23 protein-coding genes, 2 tRNA genes and 1 pseudogene are annotated in these 24,747 nt (G+C 65.1%); 10 read left to right on the forward strand and 16 right to left on the reverse strand.

Translation table 11 applies throughout. The features are described 5' to 3' along the window. Positions 1–29: 29 nt before the first annotated feature. From OX89_RS06450 to OX89_RS06470, 5 genes are all read right to left on the reverse strand, one after another. The gene (locus tag OX89_RS06450) at positions 30–1,520 is read right to left on the reverse strand and encodes an ABC transporter substrate-binding protein (RefSeq protein WP_047349993.1); all 1,491 of its coding nucleotides are present in this window, start codon (positions 1,518–1,520) and stop codon (positions 30–32) included. 99 nt (positions 1,521–1,619) lie between these two features. Next, complete coding sequence (locus OX89_RS06455; RefSeq protein ID WP_047349994.1) at positions 1,620–2,477, reverse strand: ATP-binding cassette domain-containing protein; 858 nt, start codon at positions 2,475–2,477, stop codon at positions 1,620–1,622. After that, a complete protein-coding gene (locus OX89_RS06460) occupies positions 2,474–3,478 on the reverse strand; it encodes an ABC transporter ATP-binding protein (RefSeq protein WP_047349995.1) in 1,005 nt (334 codons plus the stop codon). Before OX89_RS06460 ends, OX89_RS06455 begins: the two co-directional genes overlap by 4 nt. Then, positions 3,475–4,350: an ABC transporter permease gene (locus tag OX89_RS06465; protein WP_011804334.1), complete on the reverse strand. Its 876-nt coding sequence runs from the start codon at positions 4,348–4,350 to the stop codon at positions 3,475–3,477. The genes OX89_RS06460 and OX89_RS06465 overlap by 4 nt, the downstream gene beginning before the upstream one ends. Next, positions 4,347–5,309: an ABC transporter permease gene (locus tag OX89_RS06470; RefSeq protein WP_047349996.1), complete on the reverse strand. Its 963-nt coding sequence runs from the start codon at positions 5,307–5,309 to the stop codon at positions 4,347–4,349. Before OX89_RS06470 ends, OX89_RS06465 begins: the two co-directional genes overlap by 4 nt. A 175-nt stretch (positions 5,310–5,484) precedes the next feature. On the opposite strand from OX89_RS06470, the gene OX89_RS06475 reads away from it, so the two are divergent. Further along, positions 5,485–5,742, forward strand: coding sequence for a YfhL family 4Fe-4S dicluster ferredoxin (locus OX89_RS06475; protein ID WP_011804336.1), 258 nt, complete (start codon positions 5,485–5,487; stop codon positions 5,740–5,742). 63 nt (positions 5,743–5,805) lie between these two features. Here the strand turns inward: OX89_RS06475 and pth are convergent, their stop codons facing one another. The 7 genes from pth to OX89_RS06510 all read right to left on the reverse strand — a co-directional run bounded on the left by pth (position 5,806) and on the right by OX89_RS06510 (position 11,659). Then, positions 5,806–6,441, reverse strand: a complete 636-nt coding sequence (pth, locus tag OX89_RS06480) for an aminoacyl-tRNA hydrolase (protein WP_047349997.1) — start codon at positions 6,439–6,441, stop codon at positions 5,806–5,808. Positions 6,442–6,575: 134 nt separating this feature from the next. Next, positions 6,576–7,202, reverse strand: a complete 627-nt coding sequence (locus tag OX89_RS06485) for a 50S ribosomal protein L25/general stress protein Ctc (RefSeq protein ID WP_011804338.1) — start codon at positions 7,200–7,202, stop codon at positions 6,576–6,578. A 153-nt stretch (positions 7,203–7,355) separates the two neighbouring features. Beyond that, entirely contained in the window at positions 7,356–8,321 is a 966-nt protein-coding gene (locus tag OX89_RS06490; protein WP_011804339.1) for a ribose-phosphate pyrophosphokinase, read from the reverse strand. A gap of 47 nt (positions 8,322–8,368) precedes the next feature. Next, positions 8,369–8,445: transfer RNA gene (locus tag OX89_RS06495), tRNA-Gln, on the reverse strand. Between the two features lie 41 nt (positions 8,446–8,486). Next, positions 8,487–9,338 carry a 4-(cytidine 5'-diphospho)-2-C-methyl-D-erythritol kinase gene (ispE, locus tag OX89_RS06500; protein ID WP_047349998.1) on the reverse strand — a complete coding sequence of 284 codons (852 nt, stop codon included), beginning with the start codon at positions 9,336–9,338 and terminating at the stop codon, positions 8,487–8,489. Positions 9,339–9,347: 9 nt separating this feature from the next. After that, on the reverse strand, positions 9,348–9,863 hold the full coding sequence (locus OX89_RS06505) for a lipoprotein insertase outer membrane protein LolB (RefSeq protein WP_047349999.1): 516 nt from the start codon (positions 9,861–9,863) through the stop codon (positions 9,348–9,350). Continuing rightward, positions 9,860–11,659 carry a tetratricopeptide repeat protein gene (locus OX89_RS06510; RefSeq protein WP_047350000.1) on the reverse strand — a complete coding sequence of 600 codons (1,800 nt, stop codon included), beginning with the start codon at positions 11,657–11,659 and terminating at the stop codon, positions 9,860–9,862. The genes OX89_RS06505 and OX89_RS06510 overlap by 4 nt, the downstream gene beginning before the upstream one ends. 29 nt (positions 11,660–11,688) lie before the next feature. On the opposite strand from OX89_RS06510, the gene mutM reads away from it, so the two are divergent. The 3 genes from mutM to mutY all read left to right on the forward strand — a co-directional run bounded on the left by mutM (position 11,689) and on the right by mutY (position 15,650). After that, positions 11,689–12,504 (forward strand): bifunctional DNA-formamidopyrimidine glycosylase/DNA-(apurinic or apyrimidinic site) lyase, encoded by an 816-nt coding sequence (gene mutM / locus OX89_RS06515; RefSeq protein ID WP_047350001.1) that lies wholly within the window; start codon positions 11,689–11,691, stop codon positions 12,502–12,504. A 93-nt stretch (positions 12,505–12,597) separates the two neighbouring features. After that, a complete protein-coding gene (locus OX89_RS06520) occupies positions 12,598–14,580 on the forward strand; it encodes a dynamin family protein (protein ID WP_047350002.1) in 1,983 nt (660 codons plus the stop codon). Continuing rightward, positions 14,577–15,650, forward strand: coding sequence for an A/G-specific adenine glycosylase (gene mutY, locus OX89_RS06525; RefSeq protein WP_047350003.1), 1,074 nt, complete (start codon positions 14,577–14,579; stop codon positions 15,648–15,650). The genes OX89_RS06520 and mutY overlap by 4 nt, the downstream gene beginning before the upstream one ends. Positions 15,651–15,760: 110 nt before the next feature. Here mutY and rapZ read toward each other — a convergent pair whose 3' ends face one another. From rapZ to OX89_RS06540, 3 genes are read right to left on the reverse strand one after another with little or no spacing between them, the layout of a single operon-like run. Beyond that, positions 15,761–16,624 (reverse strand): RNase adapter RapZ, encoded by an 864-nt coding sequence (rapZ, locus tag OX89_RS06530; RefSeq protein ID WP_047350004.1) that lies wholly within the window; start codon positions 16,622–16,624, stop codon positions 15,761–15,763. A gap of 3 nt (positions 16,625–16,627) precedes the next feature. Continuing rightward, a complete protein-coding gene (gene recN, locus OX89_RS06535) occupies positions 16,628–18,292 on the reverse strand; it encodes a DNA repair protein RecN (protein WP_047350005.1) in 1,665 nt (554 codons plus the stop codon). Positions 18,293–18,294: 2 nt separating this feature from the next. Then, on the reverse strand, positions 18,295–19,191 hold the full coding sequence (locus tag OX89_RS06540) for an NAD kinase (RefSeq protein ID WP_011804348.1): 897 nt from the start codon (positions 19,189–19,191) through the stop codon (positions 18,295–18,297). Between the two features lie 28 nt (positions 19,192–19,219). Here OX89_RS06540 and hrcA point away from each other — a divergent pair, with 28 nt between their 5' ends. The 3 genes from hrcA to OX89_RS18520 all read left to right on the forward strand — a co-directional run bounded on the left by hrcA (position 19,220) and on the right by OX89_RS18520 (position 21,855). After that, positions 19,220–20,224, forward strand: coding sequence for a heat-inducible transcriptional repressor HrcA (hrcA, locus tag OX89_RS06545; protein WP_047350006.1), 1,005 nt, complete (start codon positions 19,220–19,222; stop codon positions 20,222–20,224). A 53-nt stretch (positions 20,225–20,277) separates the two neighbouring features. After that, positions 20,278–20,354, forward strand: a tRNA-Ile gene (locus OX89_RS06550). Between the two features lie 274 nt (positions 20,355–20,628). Then, positions 20,629–21,855 carry a hypothetical protein gene (locus OX89_RS18520; RefSeq protein ID WP_157497352.1) on the forward strand — a complete coding sequence of 409 codons (1,227 nt, stop codon included), beginning with the start codon at positions 20,629–20,631 and terminating at the stop codon, positions 21,853–21,855. Positions 21,856–21,922: 67 nt separating this feature from the next. On the opposite strand, the gene OX89_RS19045 is transcribed toward OX89_RS18520, so the two are convergent. Continuing rightward, a complete protein-coding gene (locus OX89_RS19045) occupies positions 21,923–22,213 on the reverse strand; it encodes a helix-turn-helix domain-containing protein (RefSeq protein WP_369799259.1) in 291 nt (96 codons plus the stop codon). 13 nt (positions 22,214–22,226) lie between these two features. On the opposite strand from OX89_RS19045, the pseudogene OX89_RS06555 reads away from it, so the two are divergent. The 3 genes and pseudogenes from OX89_RS06555 to OX89_RS06565 form a co-directional block, all read left to right on the forward strand. Continuing rightward, positions 22,227–22,706, forward strand: a pseudogene (locus tag OX89_RS06555) (YdeI family protein); the annotation flags it as partial. Positions 22,707–22,858: 152 nt separating this feature from the next. After that, positions 22,859–23,779, forward strand: coding sequence for a restriction endonuclease (locus tag OX89_RS06560; RefSeq protein ID WP_047350007.1), 921 nt, complete (start codon positions 22,859–22,861; stop codon positions 23,777–23,779). 351 nt (positions 23,780–24,130) lie between these two features. Then, positions 24,131–24,739 carry a hypothetical protein gene (locus OX89_RS06565; RefSeq protein ID WP_047350008.1) on the forward strand — a complete coding sequence of 203 codons (609 nt, stop codon included), beginning with the start codon at positions 24,131–24,133 and terminating at the stop codon, positions 24,737–24,739. Positions 24,740–24,747: the final 8 nt, after the last annotated feature.

Raw genomic sequence — 24,747 nt, forward strand, 5'->3', positions numbered from 1 at the left:
GGGGGCTGGCGCTACCACGCGCCAGCTCCTTATGCCCAGTGCAATGCCGACAGGTCGTTGACGAACACTGGCATGTCCTTCCACAGACCGCGCAATTGCTTGTGGGCCACGGTGACCCATTGCGGCTGGTACAGGAAGGCGTGCACCGCGTCCTCGGCCAGCAGGCGCTGCGCGTCGCCCAGCAGGCGGGCGCGGTCGGCGGGGCGCGCGGCGTTCTGGATCTTCTCGTACAGCGCGTCGAACTGTTCGGAGTGGTAGCCCCAGTAGTAGTCCGGCTTGGCGAAATTGCCCAGGTCGAACGGCTCCACGTGCGAGATCAGCGTCAGGTCGTAGTTCTTGTTGCCGTAGGTGCCGCTGAGCCATTGGGCCCACTCCACGTTCTGCAGCTTGGCAACGATGCCCACCTTGGCGAGCTGTGAGGCAATCAGCTCGCCGCCCTGGCGTGCGTAGGGCGCCGGCGGCAGCGTCATGGTGAGGGTGAGGGGTGTCTTCACGCCGGCCTCGGCCAGCAGGCGCTTGGCCTTCTCCACGTCATGCGGATTGATGCCCGTGGTGTCCACATAGCCGAAGGCGCCGGGCACGTAGTGGCTGCCGATGGGCACACCCAGGCCGTCGGCCGCGCCCTGGATGATGGCCTTGCGGTCGATCGCGGCGGCGATGGCGCGGCGCACGCGCACGTCGTTCAAGGGCTTGCGCGCGTTGTTGATCGCGAGGATGGTCTTGGCGCGCGAGCCGCTCACGATGACCTGGAAGCGCGGGTTGTTCTTGAACTGCGCCATGCTGCGCGGCGTGACGCGCGGGAAGGCGTCCACGTCGCCCGCCAGCAGCGCGGCCACCTGCGCCGCCGCATCGGGAATGAAGCGGAACGTGGCGCGGCGGATGCGGATGCTGGACGGCTGGCGCCACCCCGGCCATGCGGCCAGCGTGATGGAGGCGCCGCGGCTCCAGCCGGCGAGCTTGTAGGGCCCCGTGCCCACGGGCTTGGTGGCGTTGGTGGCGGCGCTCTTGGGTTCCACGATGATGGCCGTGGCCTGGCCCAGCACGAACAGCAGGTCGGGGTCGATGTCCTTGTTGAGCACCACCACGGTGTACTCGTCCACCGCCAGCGTGCTCAGGTTGGCAAAGCTGCGCTTGTCCTTGTTGGTGCTCTTGTCGCCGCCCGCGCGGTCGAAGGAGAACTTCACGGCCGCGGCATTGAGCGGCTCGCCGTTGTGAAAGGTGACGCCCTTGCGCAGGCGGAAGGTGTAGGTCTTGAGGTCGGGCGAGACCTCCCAGCTCTCGGCCAGCAGCGGCGAGACGCTGCCGTCCGGGTTGATCTTGGTGAGCGTCTCGTAGATGTTGTAGAGCGTGACCTCGGCAATCGAGGACGCCGCGCCGGCCGTGGGGTCCAGCCCCGGCGGCTCCAGGGCGAGGGCCAGGGTCACGGCGTCCTTCTTGCCCTGCGCCAGCGCGTGCAGCGGCGTGGCCAGCGCGGCAGTGGCCAGGGCGCCGGAGGCGAGGGCGGTGCGGCGGGTGAACATGGGCGGGATCTCCTTGGACGGGGTGGAATGCGTGCGGCGGGCTGTGCTCTGCTTTTTACTACAGGGCGCGGCCGGGCGTGGCGGGCGGGCGCCGTGCGGCTAGAGCGCGATGCGCGGCACCGCGGCCACCAACGCCTGCGTGTAGGGGTGTTGCGGCGTGCTGAACAGCGTGTGCGGCGCACCGCGCTCCACCACGCGCCCCTCGTACAGCACCAGCACCTCGTCGCACAGGTGCTGCACCACGGCCAGGTCGTGGCTGATGAGCAGATAGGTGACGCCCAGGCGCTCCTGCAGGTCCTGCAGCAGGTTCAGCACCTGGGCCTGCACGGACACGTCCAGCGCGCTCACGGGCTCGTCGGCCACGATGAGGCGCGGCCGCGTGATGAGCGCGCGCGCGATGGCGATGCGCTGGCGCTGGCCGCCCGAGAATTCGTGCGGGTACTTGTGGGCATCGCCCGCGCGCAGGCCCACCTGCTGCAGCACGGCGGCGGCCTGCTCGCGCAGTTCGGCGCGTGTGGCGCTTCCCAGGGCCTGCAGCGGCTCGGTGACGATGCGCTCCACCGTCTGGCGCGGGTCCAGCGAGCCATAGGGGTCCTGGAACACCATCTGGAAGTCGCGCCGTGCGGCGCGCAGCGCGTGCGCGGGCAACCGGTGCAGGTCGCGCCCCAGCAGGTGCACGCTGCCGGCGCTGGGCGTGTCCAGCGCCATCACCAGGCGCGCCAGCGTGGACTTGCCCGAGCCCGATTCACCCACCACGCCCAGGCTGCGGCCGGTGGTGATGTCCAGGTCCACACCCCGCAGCGCCTGCACCTGCGCGCGCGGCCCCCACGGCCGTGTGCGGGGCAGCGGATAGTCCCGCTGCAGGCCGCGTACGCGCAAAAGGGGTGCATTCGGGTCGAAATCGTCTGTAGCGCTTGTAGGGAGAGCGCTAGCAGCTATTGAATTGATAGTGTTCACGCGCTCTCCCCCAGCCGTATGCAGCGCGCCATGTGGCCCGGGCCCAGCGCCGTGGTGGGCGGCAAGGAGGCGTGGCAGTCGGGCACGGTGAGCGGGCAGCGTCCGGCGAAGGGGCAACCCGGCGGCAAATCGGCCAGGTCGGGCACGGTGCCAGCGATCGTGGGCAGGCGTGCACCGGGCACGCGTGCGGAGCCCCACTGCGGGCGTGCGGCGAACAGGCCGCGGGTGTAGGGATGGGCCTGCGTGCGGAAGACTTCGCGCGTGGGGCCGGCCTCGACCACCGTGCCGCCATACATCACCAGCGTGCGCTGCACGTTCTGCGCGATCACGCCCAGGTCGTGCGAGATGAGGATCAGCGCCATGCCGCGCTCGGCCACCAGACCCTGGATCAACTCCAGGATCTGGCGTTGCAGCGTCACGTCCAGCGCCGTGGTGGGCTCGTCGGCAATCAGGAGCTGCGGCCCGCAGGCCAGCGCCATGGCGATGGTGATGCGCTGGCGCTGCCCGCCCGAGAACTGGTGCGGGTAGGCGTCCAGCCGCTGCGCGGCCTGCGCGATGCCCACACGTTCCAGCAACGCAACGGCCTCGGCGCGCGCCTGCCGGGCGGACAGGCCGCGGTGCAGGCGCAGCGGCTCGGCCACCTGCCGCCCGATGGTGTGCACGGGGTTGAGCGCGGTCATGGGTTCCTGGAACACCATGCCGATGCGGTCGCCGCGCAGCCGGCACCACTGGGGCTCGGTCATCGGCAGCAGTTCCTGCCCGTCCAGGCGGATGCTGCCCTGCACGCGCGCGCCTTCAGGCAGCAGGCCCATGAGCGCGAGCGCGGTAAGGGACTTGCCGCAGCCCGATTCGCCGATCAGCCCCAGCGTGGCGCCGGGCTGCAGGGCGAAGTCCACGTCATGCACGGCGCGCACCGGGCCGCGCGGCGTGCGCAGCGTGATGGCCAGTTGCTGCACGTCCAGCAATGGCGCAGGGGAGGGAGGTGCATGCGCTGGTGTCATCGCTGGCGGGACAGTCGGGGGTCCAGCAGGTCGCGCAGCCCGTCGCCCAGCAGGTTCAGGCCCAGCACCGCCAGCGCAATCGCCACGCCCGGCCACACGGCCAGCAGTGGCGCCTGGAACATGAGGGTCTGGGCCTCGGCCAGCATGCGTCCCCACGACGGTTGCGGGGGCTGCGTGCCCAGGCCCAGGTACGAAAGCGCGGCCTCGGCGAGGATCGCCAGCGCGAACTGGATCGTGGCCTGCACGATGAGCACGGAAGCGATGTTGGGCAACACATGCTCGAAGGTGATGCGCCATGGGCCCTTGCCGCAGGCGCGCGCTGCCAGGATGTATTCACGCGCCCACACCGCCTTGGCCGATGCGCGCGTGACACGGGCAAAGGTCGGTATGTAGAAGATGCCGATGGCGATGATGGCGTTCACCATGCCGGGGCCGAACACGGCCGTGAGCATGATGGCCAGCAGCAGCGCGGGGAACGCGAAGGTGAAGTCCGCCAGGCGCATGACGGCTTCCTCCACCCAGCCGCCGCGCGCCGCTGCCAGCAGCCCGAGCGCGGCGCCCAGCGCCAGGCCGATGCCCACGGCGATCACGCCCACCGCGATGGACGCGCGCGCGCCCACGAGCAGTTGCGAGGCCACGTCGCGCCCGTAGGCGTCGGTGCCCAGCCAGTGCTGCGCGCCGGGGGGCTGCAGGGCGGCATCCATCGCCATCTCATAAGGCGGCCATGGCGTCCAGACGAAGGAGAGCAGGGCGGAGAGCACCAGCGCCAGCGTGAGTACGGCACCGATCGCGCAGCTGGGGTGGCGCAGCGCGCGGCGCCAGAACGCCGGCGTGTGGGGGCTGGGCGCGGGGAAGGTCGGCAGCGCGCTCATAGGCCGCGGGCCTTTACGCGCGGGTCGATGGCCGCGTACAGCAGGTCCACCACGAAGTTCACCACCACCACCATGGCCGCCAGCAGCATCACGCAGTTGCGCACCACCACCAGGTCGCGGTTGGCGATGGACTGGAAGATCAGCCGGCCCAGCCCGGGCAGGTAGAACACGTTCTCCACCACGATGGTGCCGGCCAGCAGGTTGGCGAACTGCAGGCCCATCACCGTCACCACGGGGATCATGGCGTTGCGCAGCACATGGCCCCACAGCGCCGCGCGTTGCGAGAGCCCCTTGGCGCGCGCCGTGCGCACGAAGTCTTCGCGCAGCACGTCCAGCACGGCGGAGCGCGTGATGCGCGCCAGGATGGCGGCCTGCACCACGGCCAGCGCCACCGCGGGCAGCAGCAGGGCCTGCAGCGCGGGCAGCACGCCGCCGCCGGCTTCGGCGCTCCAGCCGGGAAAGCCCCCGGCCGAGAGCCATTGCAGCTGTACCGAAAACAGCAGGATCAGCAGGATGGCAAACCAGAAGTTGGGAATGGCAATGCCCAGTTGCGCCAGCCCCATCACTCCCCAGTCGCCCAGGCGGTTGTGGCGCGATGCCGCATACACGCCAGCGGCCAGCGCCAGCGCGGTGGTCAGCAGCATGGCCAGCAGGGCCAGCGGAATGGTCAGCGCCAGGCGCTCGCCGATCAGGTCGGCCACGGGCGCGCTGTAGGCATGGCTGTCCCCCAACTGGCCCGTGAGCAGTCCACCCAGCCACTGCCCATAACGCACGAGCGCGGGTTGGTCCAGGCCCAGCCGGGCGGCGAGCTCGGCCACGGCCTCGGGTGCGGCGTCAGGCCCCAGCAGCACTTCGGCCGCGTTGCCGGGCAGGACCTCCAGCACCACGAACACCACGGCCGACGCGCCCAGCAGCGTGGCGATCAAAGTGGCGAGGCGTTGGAGGAAGAACAGGGCCATGGGAGGGAAGGCCGCGGCGCGCGGCCGGGGCGGTGGTGGGCCGAGCATAGGACAAAAACCGCGGGCGCATGGCGGCCATCCCCACGGGGGCACAGGGGTGGGCGGATAATTGCAGGATGCTGTTCACCGCCCGCCTGTCACCGCATTGCGCCATGTGCCGCAAGGGAGTTGCGCCATGGCGTTGATGATCACGGACGAGTGCATCAACTGCGACGTGTGCGAGCCCGAATGCCCCAACGAGGCCATCTTCCTGGGCCAGGAGCATTACGAGATCGAACCCTCCAAGTGCACCGAATGCGTGGGCCATTTCGATGAGCCCCAGTGCGTGGCCATCTGTCCCGTGGCCTGCATTCCGGTCCACCCGGCCCACCAGGAAAGCCGCGAGACGCTGTGGCAGAAGTTCCAGCGCCTGAAGCCACCGAAAGTGGCTTGAATGTGGAGGCTTTTGGGCCGCTAGCGCTTATCTGGTAAGCGCTACCAGCTATCAAAATAATAGTTAATCTGGGCCCGCTTGTGGTGCGGCCTGCGCCTGGGCGGGGCGTGTGGGCTTTGGGCGGGGCGGCTTGGTGGTGTGCACGAGAAGCGTGGCCTTGTCCATGTCACCGGCCAGCAGGGCGGGGTAGGCCTTGAGCGAATGCAGGATGCTGTCCTCGATCAGCGTGCGCTGGTCGGGCGCGGGCTTCTTGAGCACCCAGTTCACCACCTCCGCCTTTACGCCGGGGTGGCCGATGCCGATGCGCAGCCGCCAGTAGTCGCTGGTGCCCAGTTGCGCGTGGATGTCACGCAGCCCGTTGTGGCCTGCGTGGCTGCCGCCGCGCTTGAGCTTGGCCTGTCCGGGCGGAATGTCCAATTCGTCGTGTGCGACGAGGATTTCCTCCGGCGGAATCTTGAAGAAGCGCGCAAGGGCCGCCACCGACTTGCCTGAGAGGTTCATGAAGGTCTGCGGCTGCAGCAGCCAGACGCTGTGGCCGGCAACGCTGGCGCGCGCGACCAGGCCGTGGTAGCTGCGCTCGGGGAGCAGGGTGACCTTGAGTTCGCGCGCCAGCGCGTCGATCCACCAGAACCCCGCGTTGTGGCGTGTGGCCTCGTACTCCGGGCCGGGGTTGCCCAGGCCCACAAACAGTTTGATCATGTTGCGATTATCCGGCGCGCCTGAAGCGGCGCGACGTGCGCTTGCAGGGAGCCACAAAACGCCAACGGCCCACGCGAGGTGGGCCGTTGAGAGGCAAGAGGCCGCCCCTGAGGGCGACGGCCCGGCAGAAGTGCTTACTTCTTGCCCTTCTTGGCGGGTGCGGCTGCGGGTGCTGCGGCTGCGGTCGCGTCGGCCACCACTTCGGGCAGCTTGATCGACACCAGGGCGGGGTTCTTGTTGGAACCACGCACCACGGCCTTCACGCCGTGGGGCAGCTTCACGGACTGCAGGCCCATGGTGGACTTGGAGGTCAGGCCGCTCAGGTCCACCTTGATGAACTCGGGCAGTTGCGCGGGCATGCACATCACGTCCAGTTCATGGATCAGCGGGGTCACCGTGCAGCCTTCCACCTTTACGGCCTGCGAGCCTTCGACGCCTTCGAAGTGCAGCGGCACCTTCAGGTGCACGCGGGTCTTCTCGTCCACGCGTTGGAAGTCCACGTGCAGCACTTGCTGCTTGAAGGGGTGGTACTGCACGTCACGCAGCAGCACCTTGGTGACTTGGCCGTTCAGCTCCATGTCCAGGATGCTGGAGTGGAACGCTTCCTTCTTGAGGGCGTGCCACAGGGCGTTGTGATCGATCTCGATCAGCTGGGGCTCGGCGGAGCCGCCATAGACGATGCCGGGGGCCTTGCCCGAAATGCGCAGACGGCGGCTCGCACCCGTACCTTGCTTGGCGCGCTCAAAAGCGACGAATTGCATGTTTGAACTCCTGAAGGGGCCGGCCGCGACCAGCCTGGCCCTGTTGATAAAGACCGCACGCCACCATGGCATGGGCCCGCGCTGTCTCCGAACAAGCAAGCCTCCCGAAGGAGGCTTGGGGCTGTGACACCTCCGCTAGCGGCGGAGCGATCATCAAGCCTGGTCGGAGAACAGGCTCATCACCGACTCACCCTTGGCAATGCGCTGGATCGTTTCGGCGATCAGCGGCGCCACGGAGAGCTGGCGAATCTTGGAACACCCCTTGGCGGCATCGCTCAGGGGGATCGTGTTGGTCACCACCACTTCATCGAGGGCCGTGCCTTGCGCGATGCGCTCGATGGCCGGGCCCGAGAAAATGGGATGCGTGCAATAGGCGTAAACGTTCTTGGCGCCGCGTTCCTTGAGCACTTCGGCGGCCTTCACCAGCGTGCCGGCGGTGTCGATCATGTCGTCCATGATCACGCAGTTGCGGCCTTCGATGTCGCCGATCACGTGCATGACTTCCGACACGTTCGCCTTGGGGCGGCGCTTGTCGATGATGGCCAGATCGGTGCCGAGCTGCTTGGCCAGGGCGCGTGCACGCACCACGCCGCCCACGTCCGGGCTCACCACGATCAGGTTCTCGTACTTCTTCTGGTTCAGGTCACCCAGCAGCACCGGCGACGCGTAGATGTTGTCCACCGGAATGTCGAAGAAACCTTGGATCTGATCGGCATGCAGGTCCATGGTCAGCACGCGGGCGACGCCCACTGCCTGCAGCATGTTAGCCACCACCTTGGCGGAGATCGGAACGCGTGTGGAACGCGGACGGCGGTCCTGGCGAGCGTAACCAAAGTAGGGAATCACGGCGCTGATGCGTTCGGCCGAGGCGCGCTTGAGCGCGTCGACCATGATCAGCAGTTCCATCAGGTTCTCGTTGGTCGGCGCGCAGGTCGACTGCACCACGAATACATCGCGGGCGCGGACGTTTTGCTTGATTTCGACGGTGACTTCGCCGTCGGAGAACCGGCCCACATCAATGGCGCCGAGAGTGGTGCCAAGATTTTGAGCGATCTCGGCAGCCAATCCAGGGTTGGCATTGCCCGTGAAAACCACGAAGTCGGGGGGATTGGTTTGCATGAGCGACTCAGCCGTCTGAATTTAAATCCCGTGTGGGAAATAATCTTTGGCAGGGGAGGAAGGACTCGAACCCTCGCATGCCGGAATCAAAATCCGGTGCCTTAACCAACTTGGCGACTCCCCTACGCAGGTCAGCTGTCTTGCGTCAGCTCACCCAGTATTTTTTCATCCAAAAACCCAATCCGCTAGCGGATGAGACTTTAGATTTTCACACACTTTGACATGCCAAGCAGCGGGTGCATCGTGCAGATCGACAGCGTGTGTGATTCGTGCAAACACCGCACTTCCAGAGCCCGTCATGCGTCCTTGCAACCCTTTTGATTCAAGCCAATTGATGGCTTGCGTGATCTCGGGGCACAAGGCCTGTGCGACTGGCTGCAGGTCATTACTTCCAAATTGGTAGTGTGTTGCAGCAAAGCCTGAAATTGTAGCACAACTCGAATCGCGTTTAAGGGAGGGATGCGAAAAAATCATTCTCGTATCCAGCCCCGCTTCGGGCTTGACCACCGCGAAAGTTGCAGGCGGAAGTTGGTGCTCCAACTCAAGAGGGCGAATTATGTCACCAATTCCCTCGACCCAGGCGCTTGCGCCGCACAAAAAAAACGGAACATCGGCGCCCAGCGTCAGGGCGATCGAGTGCAACTGCTGCCGAGACAGTTTCAACTTCCACAAGCGGTTGAGCGCCAGCAACGTGCTGGCCGCGTCCGAAGATCCGCCACCCAAGCCGGCTTGTGCGGGGATGTGTTTAGAGACGCCGATATGTACCCCTTGCGGGCAACCGGTGGCCTTTTGCAGCGCACGTGCGGCGCGCACGACCAGATCGTCCGCAGGCAGGGCGCTGGTAAGGTCTTCACGTGTGACGGTCCCAGTGCCGCGCACCTCGAAATGCAAAACATCGCACCAATCGATCAACATGAAGACCGACTGCAGCAGGTGATAGCCATCGGGCCTGCGACCCGTGACATGCAGAAACAGGTTCAGTTTGGCCGGCGCCGGCACGTCGTACAGGGCTTGCATGGGAAGCGGTCAGAGGCTCAAGACAATGCGCAGCGTAGTGCGAGGCAGCGGCTGCTCGCGCGTGGCCGACAAGCGCCCCTGCTGCAGGGCATCGAGGTTGGTGCGCCAGCCGGCGACCTGGAGGGCTTCGCCCTTCAGCCAGCTGAAAAGCGCGTAAATGGGTAGGTCGCTGCCGGTCAGGTCATGTACCAGGGTCTGCAGCGAGGCAGCCTCCCTGCGTTCCTGCCCCTGGACGAGCACGGCGCGATGCGGAGTCCATTCCACACGCGCGATGATGTTGCCCAGCGGGTTGATCAGAGTGAGCTGTCCCGCAGAGGCGTGGCCCTTCAATTCAAAACCGGCACTGAAGGATTGGCCTGCATCGTCTTCCACCTGAACGGCCAGCCGGCCGGACCAATGGTCCGGGCTGGCATCCGCAGGGCGTGGCGGCTGCGCGCAGGCGACCAGGGTTGCCGCTGCAACGATCCCGAGCACCAGCCGGCCGCGCAGAGGGCGGTGGTCAGCCGCCAGTTGCGACTGGCTCACAGACGCACTCCCAGCCGGTCGAGCGTGCCCTTGAGTGTGTCGTTGTCTTTGTTGATACGCAGGCCCTCGCGCCAGATGTCACGCGCGCGATCATGTTCTCCCAGAGACCACAGAACTTCCCCGATGTGGGCCGCTATCTCTGCGTCCGGTTGTGTTTCGTAGGCGCGTTTCAGGATGGTCAGCGCTTCCTGGCGGTTGCCCAGGCGGAATTCCACCCAGCCAAGACTGTCGGTGATGAACGGATCGTTCGGTGCAAACTCCAGCGCTTTGACGATGAGCGCCTTGGCTTCCTCCAGCCGTACGCCCCGCTCTGCGAGGGAAAAACCCAGGGCATTGAGTGCGTGGTGGTAGTCGGGTTGGCGGGCGATGATGGCGCGCAAGAGGCGTTCCATGTCGTCGAGGCGGCCCGCCTTTTCCGCCAGCATGGCTTGGTCGTAGGCGAGGTCGTTGTCCGCCGGCGCCAGCGCTACGGCCTTGCCGAGGACCGTGTAGGCCTGTGCATATTGTTTTGCTTCGCGCAGCAACTGGGCTTCGGCCTGCAACTTGAGGCGTTCCTGATCCGGGGTGCTTGCGGGCACGGCGCGGATCAGTGCGCGCGCCTCATCCAGTTTGCCCTGGCGTGCGAGCAGTGCAGCGCGGCGGCTTTGAGCCGTGAGCAGTTCGGCGGCATCTTCAATGCGCGAAAGCCAACCTTCGGCCCCGGCGTAGTCGCCACGCTTCTCCGCTACTTGCGCGTGCATCAGATATGCCTGGGTGAGCGCGCGCTTGCGTTGGGGCGTGGCGGGCAGGTCTTCGAGCAAGCCGGTAAAACGCCGCAGTGCTTCCTCCGCCTGCTCCAGCCGTCCGCCTTGCAGGTGTAGCGACGCCTGCAACAACCAGGCTTCGGGCATGTCGGCCTGTTCGCGATTGACTGCATCCAGCTGGAACTGTGCGTCGGCCAGGCGCTGAGACTCCAGCAGCAGGCGTGCGTAGGCCATGCGGACTTCGGGCAGGGGCTTGCCGGCCAGGTAACCCGCGAGCAGCGGCTCCGCCTGCGTGACGCCCTCTGCGAGCAGCTCGAGCGCCAGCATGGCGGCGCCATCGTCGGCGGGGTCTTGTGCATGGGCCTGGCTCGCCGCCTCCAGGGCGCCCGCCTTGTCGCTGGCTGCCAGGTCCATGTGCCCCACGGTGGTCCATGCAATGGGACCGATGGCCGGGTGGTTCAGTTCTGCCTGCAGGGCCTGGCGCACCACCTGCGCGGCCAGTGCCTTGTCGCTGGCACGGCCGTAGAGCTGAGGCAGCGCGCGGATGGTGGATATCTTGTCGCGCGTCGGCGCGGTGCTCAATTCCTGCTTCAAGGGGTCGGCGCTATCGCCGATGCGATTGAGGGCGACCAGGATGCGCAGCATGTAGCGATTGGCATCGCGCGACTGCGGCAGGGCCTCCTTCCACGCTCGCGCGGCCATCAAGGCGTATTCGCCCGAGCGCGACTGCAGGGCGATCTCGGTGGCGCGGCGGTACAACTGTGGGTCGCCGCTGCGGCGTGCAGCGTCCAGCATCAGGGCATAACCGGTGCCGGGGTCGCCCCGGCTGGTGGTCATCTCGCCCAGCAGCAATTCGTAGAACAGCTCGGCATTCAAGGCGGCTGCATCGTCGCTGGCAGCCGCATCGGTATCTTCCAGCTCGGCTGGGGGGGCGGGGACGGTGGACTGGGCAGGCGTCTGGGCCATGGCCGGCAGCATGCTCGCCACAGCCCAACATGCCAGTGCGACAGCCCTGAAACGAAGAGATTGCACCATCGGCCCATAATAATCCATGGCTCTTGAACTTCTTAACGAGTATTGCGATGCCTGAGCTGCCGGAGGTGGAAGTCACGCGGCGCAGCTTCGCTGGCGCGATCGAGGGCGCAACTGTCCGCGGCATTGCGGTGGGCAAGCCCTTGCGCTGGCCGCTGGGCATGGAGCCCGCAGTATTGATCGGACGGCGCGTGTGCGGTGTGCGCCGGCGCGGCAAATACCTGTTGCTGGATCTGGATGAAGGGCTGCTGCTCATTCACCTGGGCATGTCGGGCAGCTTGCGCTTTGCGCGCGATCTGCCCGCGCGCGGCGCCCACGATCATTTCGAACTGATAACGGACCAGGGCACGCTGCGGCTGCACGACCCGCGGCGCTTCGGCGCCGTGGTCTGGGCGGCGGGTGAGTCCGATCCCCGTGCACGCAAGCTGCTCGATGGGTGGGGATTGGAGCCGCTGGGCGAGGACTTCGCCTTCGAGTCCTTCCACGCGGGGCTGCGCGCCAAACGCACGCCCATCAAGCAACTGCTGCTCGCTGGCACGGTGGTCGTGGGTGTGGGCAATATCTATGCCTGCGAGGTGCTGTTCCTCGCGGGCATCCGGCCAACCACCCGCGCTTGCGCGATCGGACCCCAGCGAGCCCGGCGCCTGCACGGCGCAATCCGCGAGGTGCTGGCGCGCGCGGTGGAGCGGGGCGGCAGCACGCTGCGTGATTTCTCCAGCGCCGACGGCAGCGCCGGGCATTTCCAATTGGAGGCCAATGTCTATGGCCGCGCGGGCCTGCCGTGTCGCCAGTGCGGTACGCCCGTGCGTCTGTTGCGCCAGGGGCAGCGCAGCACCTATTTCTGTCCGCACTGCCAGCGCGCCTGACCGGGCCGCGTGGCGGCGGACCGGCGCAATGGCGATGCTATATTGCGCCATCTCCCGCCCACGCGGGCGCTTGCATTGATATCCGGGAGCAAAGTGGGACCTTCATTCAACGAACAGTTTGACCAGCACGGCGCATGGAGGCGTGCTTTCGCCCAGCAGCTCAAGCGCCTGGGGCAATGGATGGGTTCGCACGACCTCATGGACGCGGCTGTGGAGGAGCGTCTGCAGCGGCTGGAAGAGCAGGTGCGCAGCGACAAGGTGACTGTCGCTTTTGTGGCGGAGTTTTCGCGCGGCAAGTCCGAGCTCATCAATGCGATCTTCTTCGCCGGCTATGGCCGACGCATCATGCCGGCCAGTGCGGGGCGCACCACCATGTGTCCGACCGAGCTGGGCTATGAAAACGGCACCGCCCCCAGCCTGCGCCTGCTGCCTATCGACACGCGCATGCAGTCCCTGGGGCTGGCCGAGTGGCGCCTGAAGGCAGACCGCTGGGTGAAGGTGCCGCTGGACATGGACGACCCGGCCCAACTCGCCCAGGCGCTTGAAAAAGTATCGGAAGTGCGCCGCGTGTCCGTGGATGAGGCGCGTGCGCTGGGTTTCTGGAGCGATGAGGCCGCCGACGAGAACCCCGTGCTGGACGCTGTGGGCATGGTCGAGGTGCCGATGTGGCGGCACGCGGTCATCAACATTCCGCATCCGCTGCTCAAGCAGGGGCTCGTGATTCTGGATACGCCGGGCCTGAACGCCGTGGGCGCGGAGCCCGAGCTCACCATCAACCTCATCCCGCAGGCCCACGCCGTGGTGTTCATCCTGGGCGCGGACACGGGCGTGACGCGCTCGGACCTGACCATCTGGCGCGACCACCTGGGCACGGCTGAAGACGCGACCGATGCGCGGCTGGTGGTGCTCAACAAGATCGACACGCTGTGGGACACGCTCAGTTCCCCGTCGCAAGTGCAAGCACAGCTGGAGCGCCAGCGCCAGACATCGGCCGAATTGCTGGGCGTGCCGCTCAGCCATGTCGTGCCCGTGTCGGCCCAGAAGGGCCTGGTGGCCAAGATCAACTGTGACGACATCCTGCTGGAGTCCAGCGGGCTGCCGCTGCTGGAGGAAGCGCTGGCCGAGGGCATCATGGGCCGGCGCCAGGCCATCCTGCGGGCCACGGTGGCCAGCGGCGTGGCAAGCCTGCAGTCCGAGACGCGGAGGGTGATCAACATCCGCCGGCGCGATCTGGATGATCAGATGCTGGAGTTGCGCAGCCTGCGCGGCAAGAATGCCTCGGTGATCGACGCCATGCGCGGGCGCATCGAGCAGGAGCAGCAGGAGTTTGAAGCCAGCACGGCCAAGATCCAGGCCGTGCGAGCAGTGCATCTGAAGATGCTGCGCGAGGTGTTCCACCAGCTTGGGCCGCGTTCGCTCAAGGCGCAACTGGTGGAGCTGACCGAGGCGCTGCAGCCCAAAGGGCTCAAGCTGGGCGTGCGCAAGGTATACGGCGACACCTTCGCCAAGGTGCGCACCATCATGGAGGCCGCGCAGTCCACGGGCATCGAGATCCAGGCCATGCTGGGCGGCACCTTCCGCCAGCTCAACACGGAGTTCGGCTTCTCGTTGCAAGTACCTGCGGCGCCCCAATTGGGTAACTATGTGCAGGAGATCGTGGCCATCGAGCAGCGGCACCTGCAATACGTGGGCATGGGCAACACGCTGCGCCTGGCGCAGCCGGAGTTCGCGCAGCGCCTGTTGCGGGCCATGGGCCTGCGCCTGCGCACCGTGTTCGAGTCCGCGGCCAACGAGCTGGAGCTGTGGAGCAAGACGGCCACGGCGCAGCTGGACGCGCAACTGCGTGAGCGCAAGCGCAGCTTCTCGCGGCGCATCGAGGCGGTGAACCGCATCCAGCAGGCCGCCAACGGGCTGGTGGACCGCATCGCCGAGATCGAAGAGGCCGAGCAGCACCTCGCAGAACTGGAGCAGCGGCTGACCGAGCTGACCTCCGACCTCGTGCGGCAGCCGCAAGCGCCTGAGGGCGTGGACATCGACATACCCCTTACCGAACCCCAGCCGCTCGCGGCGTCATGAGCGGTCCGTCCGCAGAGCTGGCGACCCAGGTGGTGCGCTGGCAGGCAGCGCATGGGCGCAACCACCTGCCTTGGCAGAACACGCGCGATGCATACCGCGTGTGGCTGTCGGAGATCATGCTGCAGCAGACCCAGGTGGCCACGGTGCTGGAGTACTACGCGCGCTTTCTGGCGCGCTTTCCCGACGTGCGCCAACTGGCTGCTGCGGCGCAAGACGAGGTACTGGCGCTGTGGAGCGGCCTGGGTTACTACAGCCGCGCGCGCAACCTGCACCGCTGCGCCCAGATCGTCGTGCACCAGCACGGCGGGGAATTCCCCCGCACGGTGGATGAGCTGGCGGCCCTGCCGGGCATCGGCCGCTCCACGGCAGGGGCGATAGCCGCTTTCTGCTTCGGCGCACGGGCGCCGATCCTGGATGCCAACGTGCGACGCGTGCTCACGCGGGTGCTGGGGTTCGGCGCCGACCTGGCCGAGGCGAAGAACGAGCGCGCGTTATGGCAGCAGGCCGAGGCGCTGCTGCCACGGCAGGACCTGTCCCATGCCATGCCGCGCTACACGCAGGGCCTGATGGACCTGGGTGCCGGCATCTGCCTGCCCCGCAACCCCAATTGCCTGCTGTGCCCCTTGCAAGAGGCCTGCGTGGCGCGCCGCGACGGCAACCCGCAGGACTACCCGGTGCGCACGCGCAAGCTCAAGCGCAGCGCGCAGGCCTGGTGGCTGCTGCTGCGCCAGGATGGTGCGGGCCGGCTGTGGCTGGAGCGGCGTCCGCCCACCGGCATCTGGGCGGGGCTGTACTGTCCGCCGGTCTATGACAGCCGCGCGGCACTGGACGAGGCGCTGCAGCTGCACGCCAGCTGCGATGCGCGGGATCTGCCGGCCTTCACCCACGTGCTGACGCACCGCGACCTGCACCTGCATCCGGTGCTGGCGCGCGATGCAACGCCGCGGCCGGACGCGCATTGCGCTGAGCAGCAGTCAGGGTGGTTCGCTTCGGCGCAATGGCCGGCGCTGGGGCTGCCCGCGCCCGTGCGCAAGCTGCTCGCCTCCCTTGGGGACGACTGTCAAAAATGAGAGCTGGTAGCGACCGTAGATAGGCGACTTCCGGTAGAAAACTATTGCAAGTCGTTCAATAGCAAGCGCTAGCAGCTACTAAAACAATAGCTGTCACCTAGCGGTGCATGCTAGATGCCGTCGAGCTCGCGGTGGCGGCGCAGCGTATTCCAGCGGCCCTCGAAGCGCGCCGCCAGCTGCTCCACCAGGTAGACGGAGCGGTGCTGTCCTCCCGTGCAACCGATGGCCACGGTCACGTAGCTGCGGTGGTTGTGGGCCAGCGCGTCCAGCCAGTGGTCCAGGAAATCGCCAATGTGCGCCAGCATCAGCGCTACTTCGGGCTGCTGACGCAGGTAGTCGATGACCGGCGCGTCCTTGCCCGTGAGGGCGCGCAAGAGCGGCTCGTAGTGGGGATTGGGCAGCATGCGCACGTCGAACACATAGTCGGCGTCCATGGAGATGCCGCGCTTGAACGCAAACGACTGGAACACCAGGGTCAGCCGACTCGGCGGCACCGACAGCAGGTCCTTCACATAGCTCAGCAATTGCGCGGACCGCAGGGTGCTGGTGTCGATGACGTGTGCCTGCTCGCGCAGCGGGGCCAGTAGCTCGCGCTCCAACCGCATGGTGTGCAAAAGCGGGCGCGGACCTTCGCGCATCTCGGCCTGGGACAGAGGGTGGCGGCGCCGGGTTTCTGAAAAACGCCGCACCAGCACGTCGTCGGTGGCGTCCAGGAACAGTTGGCGCACCTGCACGCCCTGCTCGCGCAGGCCGGCCAACTGCTGCGGCACCAAGGGCAGGGCGGTGGCGCTGCGCACGTCCATGGCCACGGCAACGCGGTGGCCGTGGTGTGCGTGCTCCAGCTTCACGAAGGAGGTCAAAAGTTCCGGCGGCAGGTTGTCCACGCAGTAGTAGCCCGCGTCTTCGAGCGCATGCAGCGCGACGGACTTGCCCGAGCCGGACATACCGGTGATGACGACGACTTCCAGGTCCATGGCTCAGGGTGTGGGTTTGGCGGCGCCCTGCAGCATCTCGCGTGCATGCGCCAGGGTGGTAGGGGACAGACGCTCGCCGCCCAGCATGCGCGCAATCTCGGCCACGCGCGCCTCCTCGTTGGCGGCGGCCACGCTGCTGGTGGTGCCCTCGGCGTGCTTGTGTTTGGCCACCACAAGGTGATGGTCCGCGCACGCGGCCACCTGGGGCAGGTGGGTGACGGCCAGTACCTGCCGGGCCGTCCCGAGCTGCTGCATCAGACGGCCCACGATCTCCGCCACGGCGCCGCCCACGCCCGAGTCCACCTCGTCAAAGATCAACGTGGGCGCCTCGCCCAGTTCGCTGGTGGTGACCGAGATCGCCAGCGCCATGCGCGACAGCTCGCCCCCCGACGCCACCTTGCCGATGGGCCGCGGCGTCATGCCCGGGTGGCTGCTGACCAGGAAAGCCACCTGGTCGATGCCATGCGGCCCAGGCTCGGCCTTGTCCAGTTGCACCTCGAAGCGCCCGCCCGCCATGCCCAGGCCCTGCATGGCGCGGGTGATGGCCTGCGCCAGTAGCGGCGCAGCCTTGGCGCGCTTTTGCGACAGGGCGCGTGCGGCCTTCTGGTAAGCGGCGCCATGGGTTTGCTCGGCAGCCTGCAATGCGGCCAGGTCAGTGGCGCTGTCCAAACGGTGCAGCGTGTCCTTCCAGTCTTGCAGCAGCGCGGGTAGTTCGGGTGGGGTGCGCTTGTAGCGGCGCGCGAGCTGCATCCACTGCGATACGCGGGCGTCCAGCTGCTGCAGCCGATCCGGGTCGGGCTCGGCGTGGCGCAGGTAGCTTTGCAGAGAGTGCGCCACATCGCCCGCCTGGGCGATGCAGGAGGTCAGCACCTCATTCATGGTGCGAAACGACGGGTCCACATGCTCGTAGTCCTGCAGTAGGTGCTGTGCCTGCGCCAGGGCCCGCAGCGCGCCGCCCGCGTCTTCGTCCTCCAGCACACTCAGGGCGGCCTGGGCGTTGTCCAGCAGCGACTGGGCGTTGGACAGTCGCGCATGCTCGGCATTGAGTTCCTCCCATTCGCCATCGCGCGGCGCCAGCTTGTCCACTTCGCCGATCTGCCACTGCAGGCGCTCGCGTTCCTGTTGCAGCGTGTCCTGGGCAGCGCGGGCGTGGGTCAGCGCCTGCTGCGCGTCGCGCCAACTCGTCCACAGCGCGGCCAAGGGTTGCACCTGCGCGCCGGCATAGGCGTCCAGCAGGCCGCGCACGGCGTCGGGCCGCGTCAGGCTCTGCCAGGCGTGCTGCCCATGAATGTCCAGCAGATGCTCGCCCACGGCACGCATCTGCGCTGCCGTGGCGGGGATGCCGTTGATCCAGGCGCGGCTCTTGCCTTGCACATCGACGGTGCGGCGCAGCAGCAGCGTGTCGTCGCGCGGAAAACCCGCCTCGTCCAGCCAGGCTGCCAGCGCGATGGTGCCACCGTCGAATTCGGCGCAGACGTCGGTGCGCTGCGCGCCTTCGCGGATCACACCGGAGTCGGCACGCGCGCCCAGCACCAGTTGCAACGCGTCGATCAGGATGGACTTGCCGGCACCGGTTTCACCGGTGAGCACGGTGAAGCCGGCATGCAGGTCCAGCTCGAGCGATCGCACGATCACGAAATCGCTCAGGGCGATCCGCCTCAGGGCCATGGTCAGGAACCTCCCTCGTACCAACCCAGCTTCTTGCGCAGGGTGGCAAAGTAACTCCAGCCGCGCGGGTGCAGAAAGCACACCCGGTGCGCGGAACGGCGCACCAGTATGCGGTCGCCATGTTGCAGCGATGCGAGCGACTGCATGTCGAAGTTGGCGCTGATGTCGCGCCCGCCGGCCACCTCAATGGCCACCTCGGTCGCGTCGGAAAGCACGATCGGCCGGTTGGACAGGGTGTGCGGCGCGATCGGCACCAGCACCCAGCCGGGGATCGATGGGTGCAGCATCGGGCCGCCTGCAGACAGGGCATACGCCGTGGAGCCGGTGGGCGACGCAACGATCAGGCCGTCGGCGCGCTGGTTGGAAACGAATACGCCGTCCACCTCCACGCGCAGCTCCACCATGCCGGAGGTGGAGCCGCGGTTGACCACCACGTCGTTGAGGGCCAGCGCCTCGAACACGCACTCGCCACTGCGCATCACGCAGGCCTGCATCAACGGGCGCACGTCTTCTTCGTAGTCTCCGTGCAGGATGGGCGTGAGCGCGTCCTGGTAGCCCTCCAGCGGAATGTCGGTAATGAAGCCCAGCCGCCCCTGGTTGATGCCCACCAGCGGCGTGCCGTAGCCGGCCAGCCGCCTGCCCACGCCCAGCATGGTGCCGTCGCCGCCTACGACCAGGCACAGGTCGCATTGCCGGCCGATCCCCTCCACATCCAGCGTGTGGTATTGCGTGAGGCCCGTGTGGGCGGCGGTTTCGGCCTCCAGCGTCAACTCGCAGTCCTGCTGGGTGACGAACTGGGCAATGCTCTCGATGATCTGCCGTGCGCTGTCGGACGCTGAAACGGCGCCAGGCCCCGGGTATTTGCCTATGACTGCAACGCGGCGGAAGATGGGCTTCATGCAGAAATTACATCATTAAAATGATTCAATGCTTGATGACCGCTCCAAGTTGTTACTCAAGGCCTTGGTGGAACGCTACATAGCCGAGGGGCAGCCAGTCGGCTCCAGAACCTTGTCGCGGACATCAGGGCTTGAATTGTCGCCCGCCACCATACGCAATGTGATGGCAGACCTGGAGGACCTGGGGCTTATTGCCAGCCCCCACACCTCCGCGGGCCGTGTGCCCACCGCCAAGGGCTATCGCCTGTTCGTCGACACCATGCTCACCGTGCAGCAGGAGCAGTTGCCGACAGTCCAGCTCATGCCCGAGCAGCCGCAGAAGGTGATCGCCAACGCCGCCCACCTGTTGTCGAGCCTGTCGCAGTTCGTGGGTGTGGTGATGGCGCCGCGGCGCGCCTCGGTGTTTCGCCACATTGAATTCCTGCGGCTGTCCGAGAAGCGTTTTTTGGTGATCATCGTCTCGCCCGACGGTGATGTGCAGAACCGCGTGACCTTTACCGAGGTCGATTACTCCCAGTCGCAACTGGTGGAGGCCGCCAACTTCCTCAACGCCAACTACGCGGGCCTCACCATGGAGCAGGTGCGCGAGCGCCTGAAGCTTGAGGTGGACAAGCTGCGCGGAGAAATCGCGGCGCTGATGCAGGCCGCGGTGAGCGTGGGCTCGGAGGCCATGTCCGGGTCGCAGGACGAGGTGGTGTTCTCGGGCGAGCGCAACCTGCTGTCCGTGAGCGATTTTTCCAGCGACATGAGCCACTTGCGCCGTGCGTTCGACCTGTTCGAGCAAAAGACGCAGATCCTGCGCCTGCTGGACATTTCCAGCCGGGCAGAAGGGGTGCGCATTTTCATCGGTGGAGAGAGCCAGGTGGTGCCATTTGAAGAGCTGTCCGTGGTGAGTGCACCCTATGAGGTCGACGGTCAGGTGGTGGGCACCCTGGGCGTGATCGGCCCCACGCGCATGCCCTATGACCGCATGATCCAGATCGTGGACATCACCTCCAAGCTGGTCTCCAACGCCCTGAGCCACCGGAAGTAGCCCCTACAATACGCGCCGCTGCGCCGCCTACGAGGCAGGGCAGCGCACCCCTTGGGGCGTTAGCTCAGTTGGTTAGAGCAGAGGACTCATAATCCTTTGGTCGTTGGTTCAAGTCCAACACGCCCTACCAAAATGTTGAATTGAAACAGGCACTTACTGCGGAAGCGCGGTAGGTGCCTTTTTCTTTGCTTCATTGGCAAATTTTTTTGCCAGAAATTTGCCAGAAATTCAGCCGAACCCCTTTGATTGGCTCCATGCTCGTTTGCCGCCTGTACTATCTGTTCCAGGGAGGCAAGCCGGCAGGAGGACTATGGTGAAATTCGTGCGGTGGTTGAGGGCTTTAGCATCACTGGATGCGTAGTGTCCCAGTCAAGTCCCACTACTGGTGGGCTTTAGCTGTTGTAGTGTTTTTCGTTGCAATGGCTGGCGTTCTCGGGTGGTCTGAGAAAGCTTTCCGTCTCTTGGGTATGGGCTTGCAGCTCGGTGGTGTGTTGACCGTGGTGTGGGGTATCTTGAAAACGCGGGCAGATTTTGGGCAACCCACTGTAGGGTCGCAGTTCGGCTTATGGTTTAAGGCGTTTCCTCGGTGGAATCCCCCTCCAATCGTGTTATCAGTTAATCCGATTGAACTTGGTGTATTCGGTGAGGGGCACTTGATATGCACTAGCGGCCCCGCTGCCAATCAGACCGTTGAAGGGCGTATTGGGCACCTAGAGAGCATTGTTAAGAAGTTGGAAGAGGCGCATGGCACGATGCACATTGCGGTTCTCGAAGCTGAAAAAAAGGCTCAGCAATCGCTTGATGCACAAGCGCGTCAACTGGTTGGGCAGATAGACGACGTTTCAAAAAAGATAGAGGCAACGGCCACAGGCGGCGTCCATGTTTCTGCCGTCGGCGTTGTCTTGCTCTTCTTCGGTGCAGTTTTTGGTAGTGCTGCGCCGGAACTCAGTCATCTGCTGATGCCATATCAGCTGCTACCTTTATGGAGGGGATTTTTGATGCCTGGCGATTTGAATAAATATTTGGCTGACTACTTGGCACCGGCATCCGCTGCACTTGCTGCTCTGGTTGCATATGTCGCTGTTTACAGAAACTCTCAGCCTCAGTTAGTTGCGTACTATCAACCCAGCAAGCGGACGCAATCTATTATTGAACTGGTAATTGAAAATGTGGGCACTGGAAATGCCTACGACATAAAATTTTCGAAGCCTATACCGATAAGCTGGTTTGGTATCGAAACCCCGTCTGGAGACGGGCGCTACATTCCAACATCAGGAATTCCATCTCTTGCCCCAGGGCAACGACTTGTGTTTTTTGGTGGCCAGTACAGCGGACTTCTGAAAGTTTTGGGAGACGCGGGAATGCCTGTAGAAATTTCGTACAGGTTCCACCCGCCTCTGTGGCGTGAAACATCGGCTACAGACAAATGCGTGCTCTCTGTTAAGCATCTTGAGGGTATGGCATCTGTGAAAAGCCTTGAGCAGGCAGTGGTTGACGCTATCGAGGGGACTAACGCAACTACTATCAAGGATATATGCGGCTCCCTTCAGAAGATTGAAAAGCATTTGGAAGCGATTAGCCGCGCGAAAGCTTCAGATGGCGGGCCGGAAAAATCGGATTCAAATGACTAGCAGGCTTGGGATTCCACAAACATTGTGGAAAGGCCACGGTAAACGCTCGTGATGCCTCCGACTCGGATCAATCCACTGAAGACAAACTAGCCTTCGCCTGCAAGCGCATTCGGCGCTCCACATCCTTGAGCAGCTCTGACGGTGCGATGTCGAGGGCGTCACACAGTCCGAACATCAGGCGCACACTCGGACTGTTTCGGCCAAGCTCGATCAACGAAACATAGTTGCGGTCAACGTCAGCCCGCAACGCCAAGTCGGTCTGCGTCCACTTCCGGATGGTCGTAAACGTGCCCGCCTTCAGGTGGTCTACAAGGGCTTCGTCATTGATCGCGTCAACGTCTACGCCGATACCGGTCAGCGTGGGATAGGGAAAGGGCGCTCAAGAACCCAGCGTTACCTACCCCCAGGCGGTGGAAATCGCACTCTGTTGGGGCTGGATCGACGGTCAGAAAAAAGCTCTCGACGATCAGCACTACCTCCAGCGTTTCACGCCGCGGCGCGCGCGCAGCATCTGGTCGAAAGTCAACATCGACAAGGTCGAGGCACTCATAGTGGCGGGCCGCATGCAGGCGCCTGGCTACGCCCAGATCGAAGCGGCCAAGGCCGATGGGCGCTGGGCACGGGCTTATGTCTACCGTACCCGAGGATCTGTTGGCCGCGTTGGAATTGACGCAAAGGCCAAAGCCTTCTTTGCAACGATCAATGCGGCCAATCGTTACGCGGTACTGTGGCGTATCCAGACAGCCGTGAAAGCAGAAACGCGCGCCAGACGTATTGCCCAGTTGGTTGATATGCTCGCGCGCGGCGAAACCATCCACCTTTTCAAAGCTCGTTCTCGCGCCGGACAGTGAGTGCCACACGCATGGCGCGACGGCTTGGCGCATGAGCGTCACAGGGCCAGCGGAGGTAACGATCCGCCATCGTCACGGAGCTGCCGGTATTAGTGTCTCCGCTGCTCTGCGCAAAATGGCGGCACACACCATACAAACGATGGGAGGAAGCCATGGCAAGACGTAAGAAAACCAGTCCATTGGAGGATGTCCTCGACCTGCTTGCAATGCTTCCCTGGTGGGCGTGCGTGATGCTGGCCGCGGTGAGTTATCTCTTGCTGCACCGCTTGGCGGCGCCCATCCAGGCCTCTGATCTCCAGGGTCAGGGTGGCGCGATGGTGAGCGCAATGATGCAGAAAGCCGTGATCCACGGCATGGCAACGGCTGGTCAATACATCGTTCCGCTGCTTTGCCTTGCTGCGGCGGGCCTTTCTGCCTTGCGAAGAAAGCAGCGCCAATCGTTGCTCGCGGACGTTGCACAAGCGCCCAATGCCGCCGCCCTGGACGGCATGAGCTGGCGGGAATTCGAACTGCTGGTCGGCGAGGCCTACCGCCTGCAGGGGTACCGCGTTACAGAGCTAGGGGGCGACGGGCCAGATGGTGGCGTTGATCTGGTGCTTACCAAAGGCGGCGAGAAGTTCTTCGTGCAGTGCAAACAGTGGAAGGCATACAAGGTGGGAGTGACCACTGTGCGCGAACTGTATGGTGTCATGGCGGCCAAGGGGGCGACGGGAGGCTTCGTTGCCACATCGGGACGCTTCACCGAGGATGCCAAAGAGTTCGCGCAAGGGCGCAACATTCAGCTGATTGACGGTCCCCAACTCTTCGCGATGGTTCAACGTGCAAGACAGGCACAGGGGCAGTTTGCCAATCAGCAACGCGAATCTGCGAACGAGATGGACACCCCACGGACCCAAGCTAAGGCCTCCACCACTGAGCCTATAACCCCTGCCCAAGACGCCCCTCGACCAGACTGTCCGCGTTGTGGGGCGGCCATGCAACTGCGCACGGCCCGCCAGGGTGCCAAGGCTGGCAGCGTTTTCTGGGGCTGCTCAACATATCCGAAGTGTCGCGGGACGCGTGCGGCTGGGTAGGTTCTATTTCCGTTGCGCGCTCCTTGCGCTTCTTGCCAACTTCTGGCTTTGCTTTTGAACTCTTCTGCGCAATGGTGCGCCATGTACTTCTCGTGCTCCGGGCCAGTGCGATCGTCCAAGCTTGGCCGCCTTGGATGGCCCCAGAGAACGGTACTTCAGCAGACCCGCTATCTTGTTGATAGCGGGGTCCTGTCTTTTCGTCTGCGATCAACGCGACAGCGGTCGGCTGCGCGGCTGCTTTGTTCGGAAATTGCATTACGCGCAAATAGGCCGTCGCCTACGGCGCGGGACCGGTCCGCCTCACACCATGGGCTTCTCTTGCATTCCAACCCCACAACCTGGAGAAGACCCATGCCCAAGCCACGTTATGACGAAGCCCAGCTTAAGGATCTGCTGTTGCAGATGATGGAAACCGAGCTGGGTGGTGAGCAGGTGTACCGTGCGGCGATCGACTGCGCGACCAATGAAGACCTCAAGAAGGAATGGGAGGGCTACCTCGACGAGACGCTATCGCACCAAAACGTGGTACGCACAACCTGCGAAAACCTGGGAATCGACCCCGACGAGGTGGTGCCTTCGCGCCTGGTGGTCAAGCACATCGGCGATTCGCTGGTCAAGGCGATCGAACTGGCCCGGCAGGCCGGCAATCCTGCGCAGGCCCAGTTGGTCGCCTGTGAATGCGTGGTGCATGCCGAGACCAAGGACCACGCCAACTGGGAACTGCTGGGCAAGGTGGCAGAGGTGGCGACCGGGGATGTCGGTCGCGCCCTGAAAGATGCCCACGAGCGCGTGGAGAAAGACGAGGACCACCACCTGTACCACACCAAGGGCTGGTGCCGCGAGCTGTGGATTGCAAGCCTGGGCATGCCGGCGGTGCTGCCTCCGCCGGAAGAGGTCAAACAGGTAGAGACGGCCATTGGCGCGTCGCGCGCGGAGCAGCAACGCGACGCGATGCTTTGAGGAGGCTG

Origin of the sequence: Diaphorobacter sp. J5-51 (genome assembly GCF_001023515.1) — a bacterium.
Classification (GTDB): Bacteria; Pseudomonadota; Gammaproteobacteria; order Burkholderiales; family Burkholderiaceae_C; genus Diaphorobacter; species Diaphorobacter nitroreducens.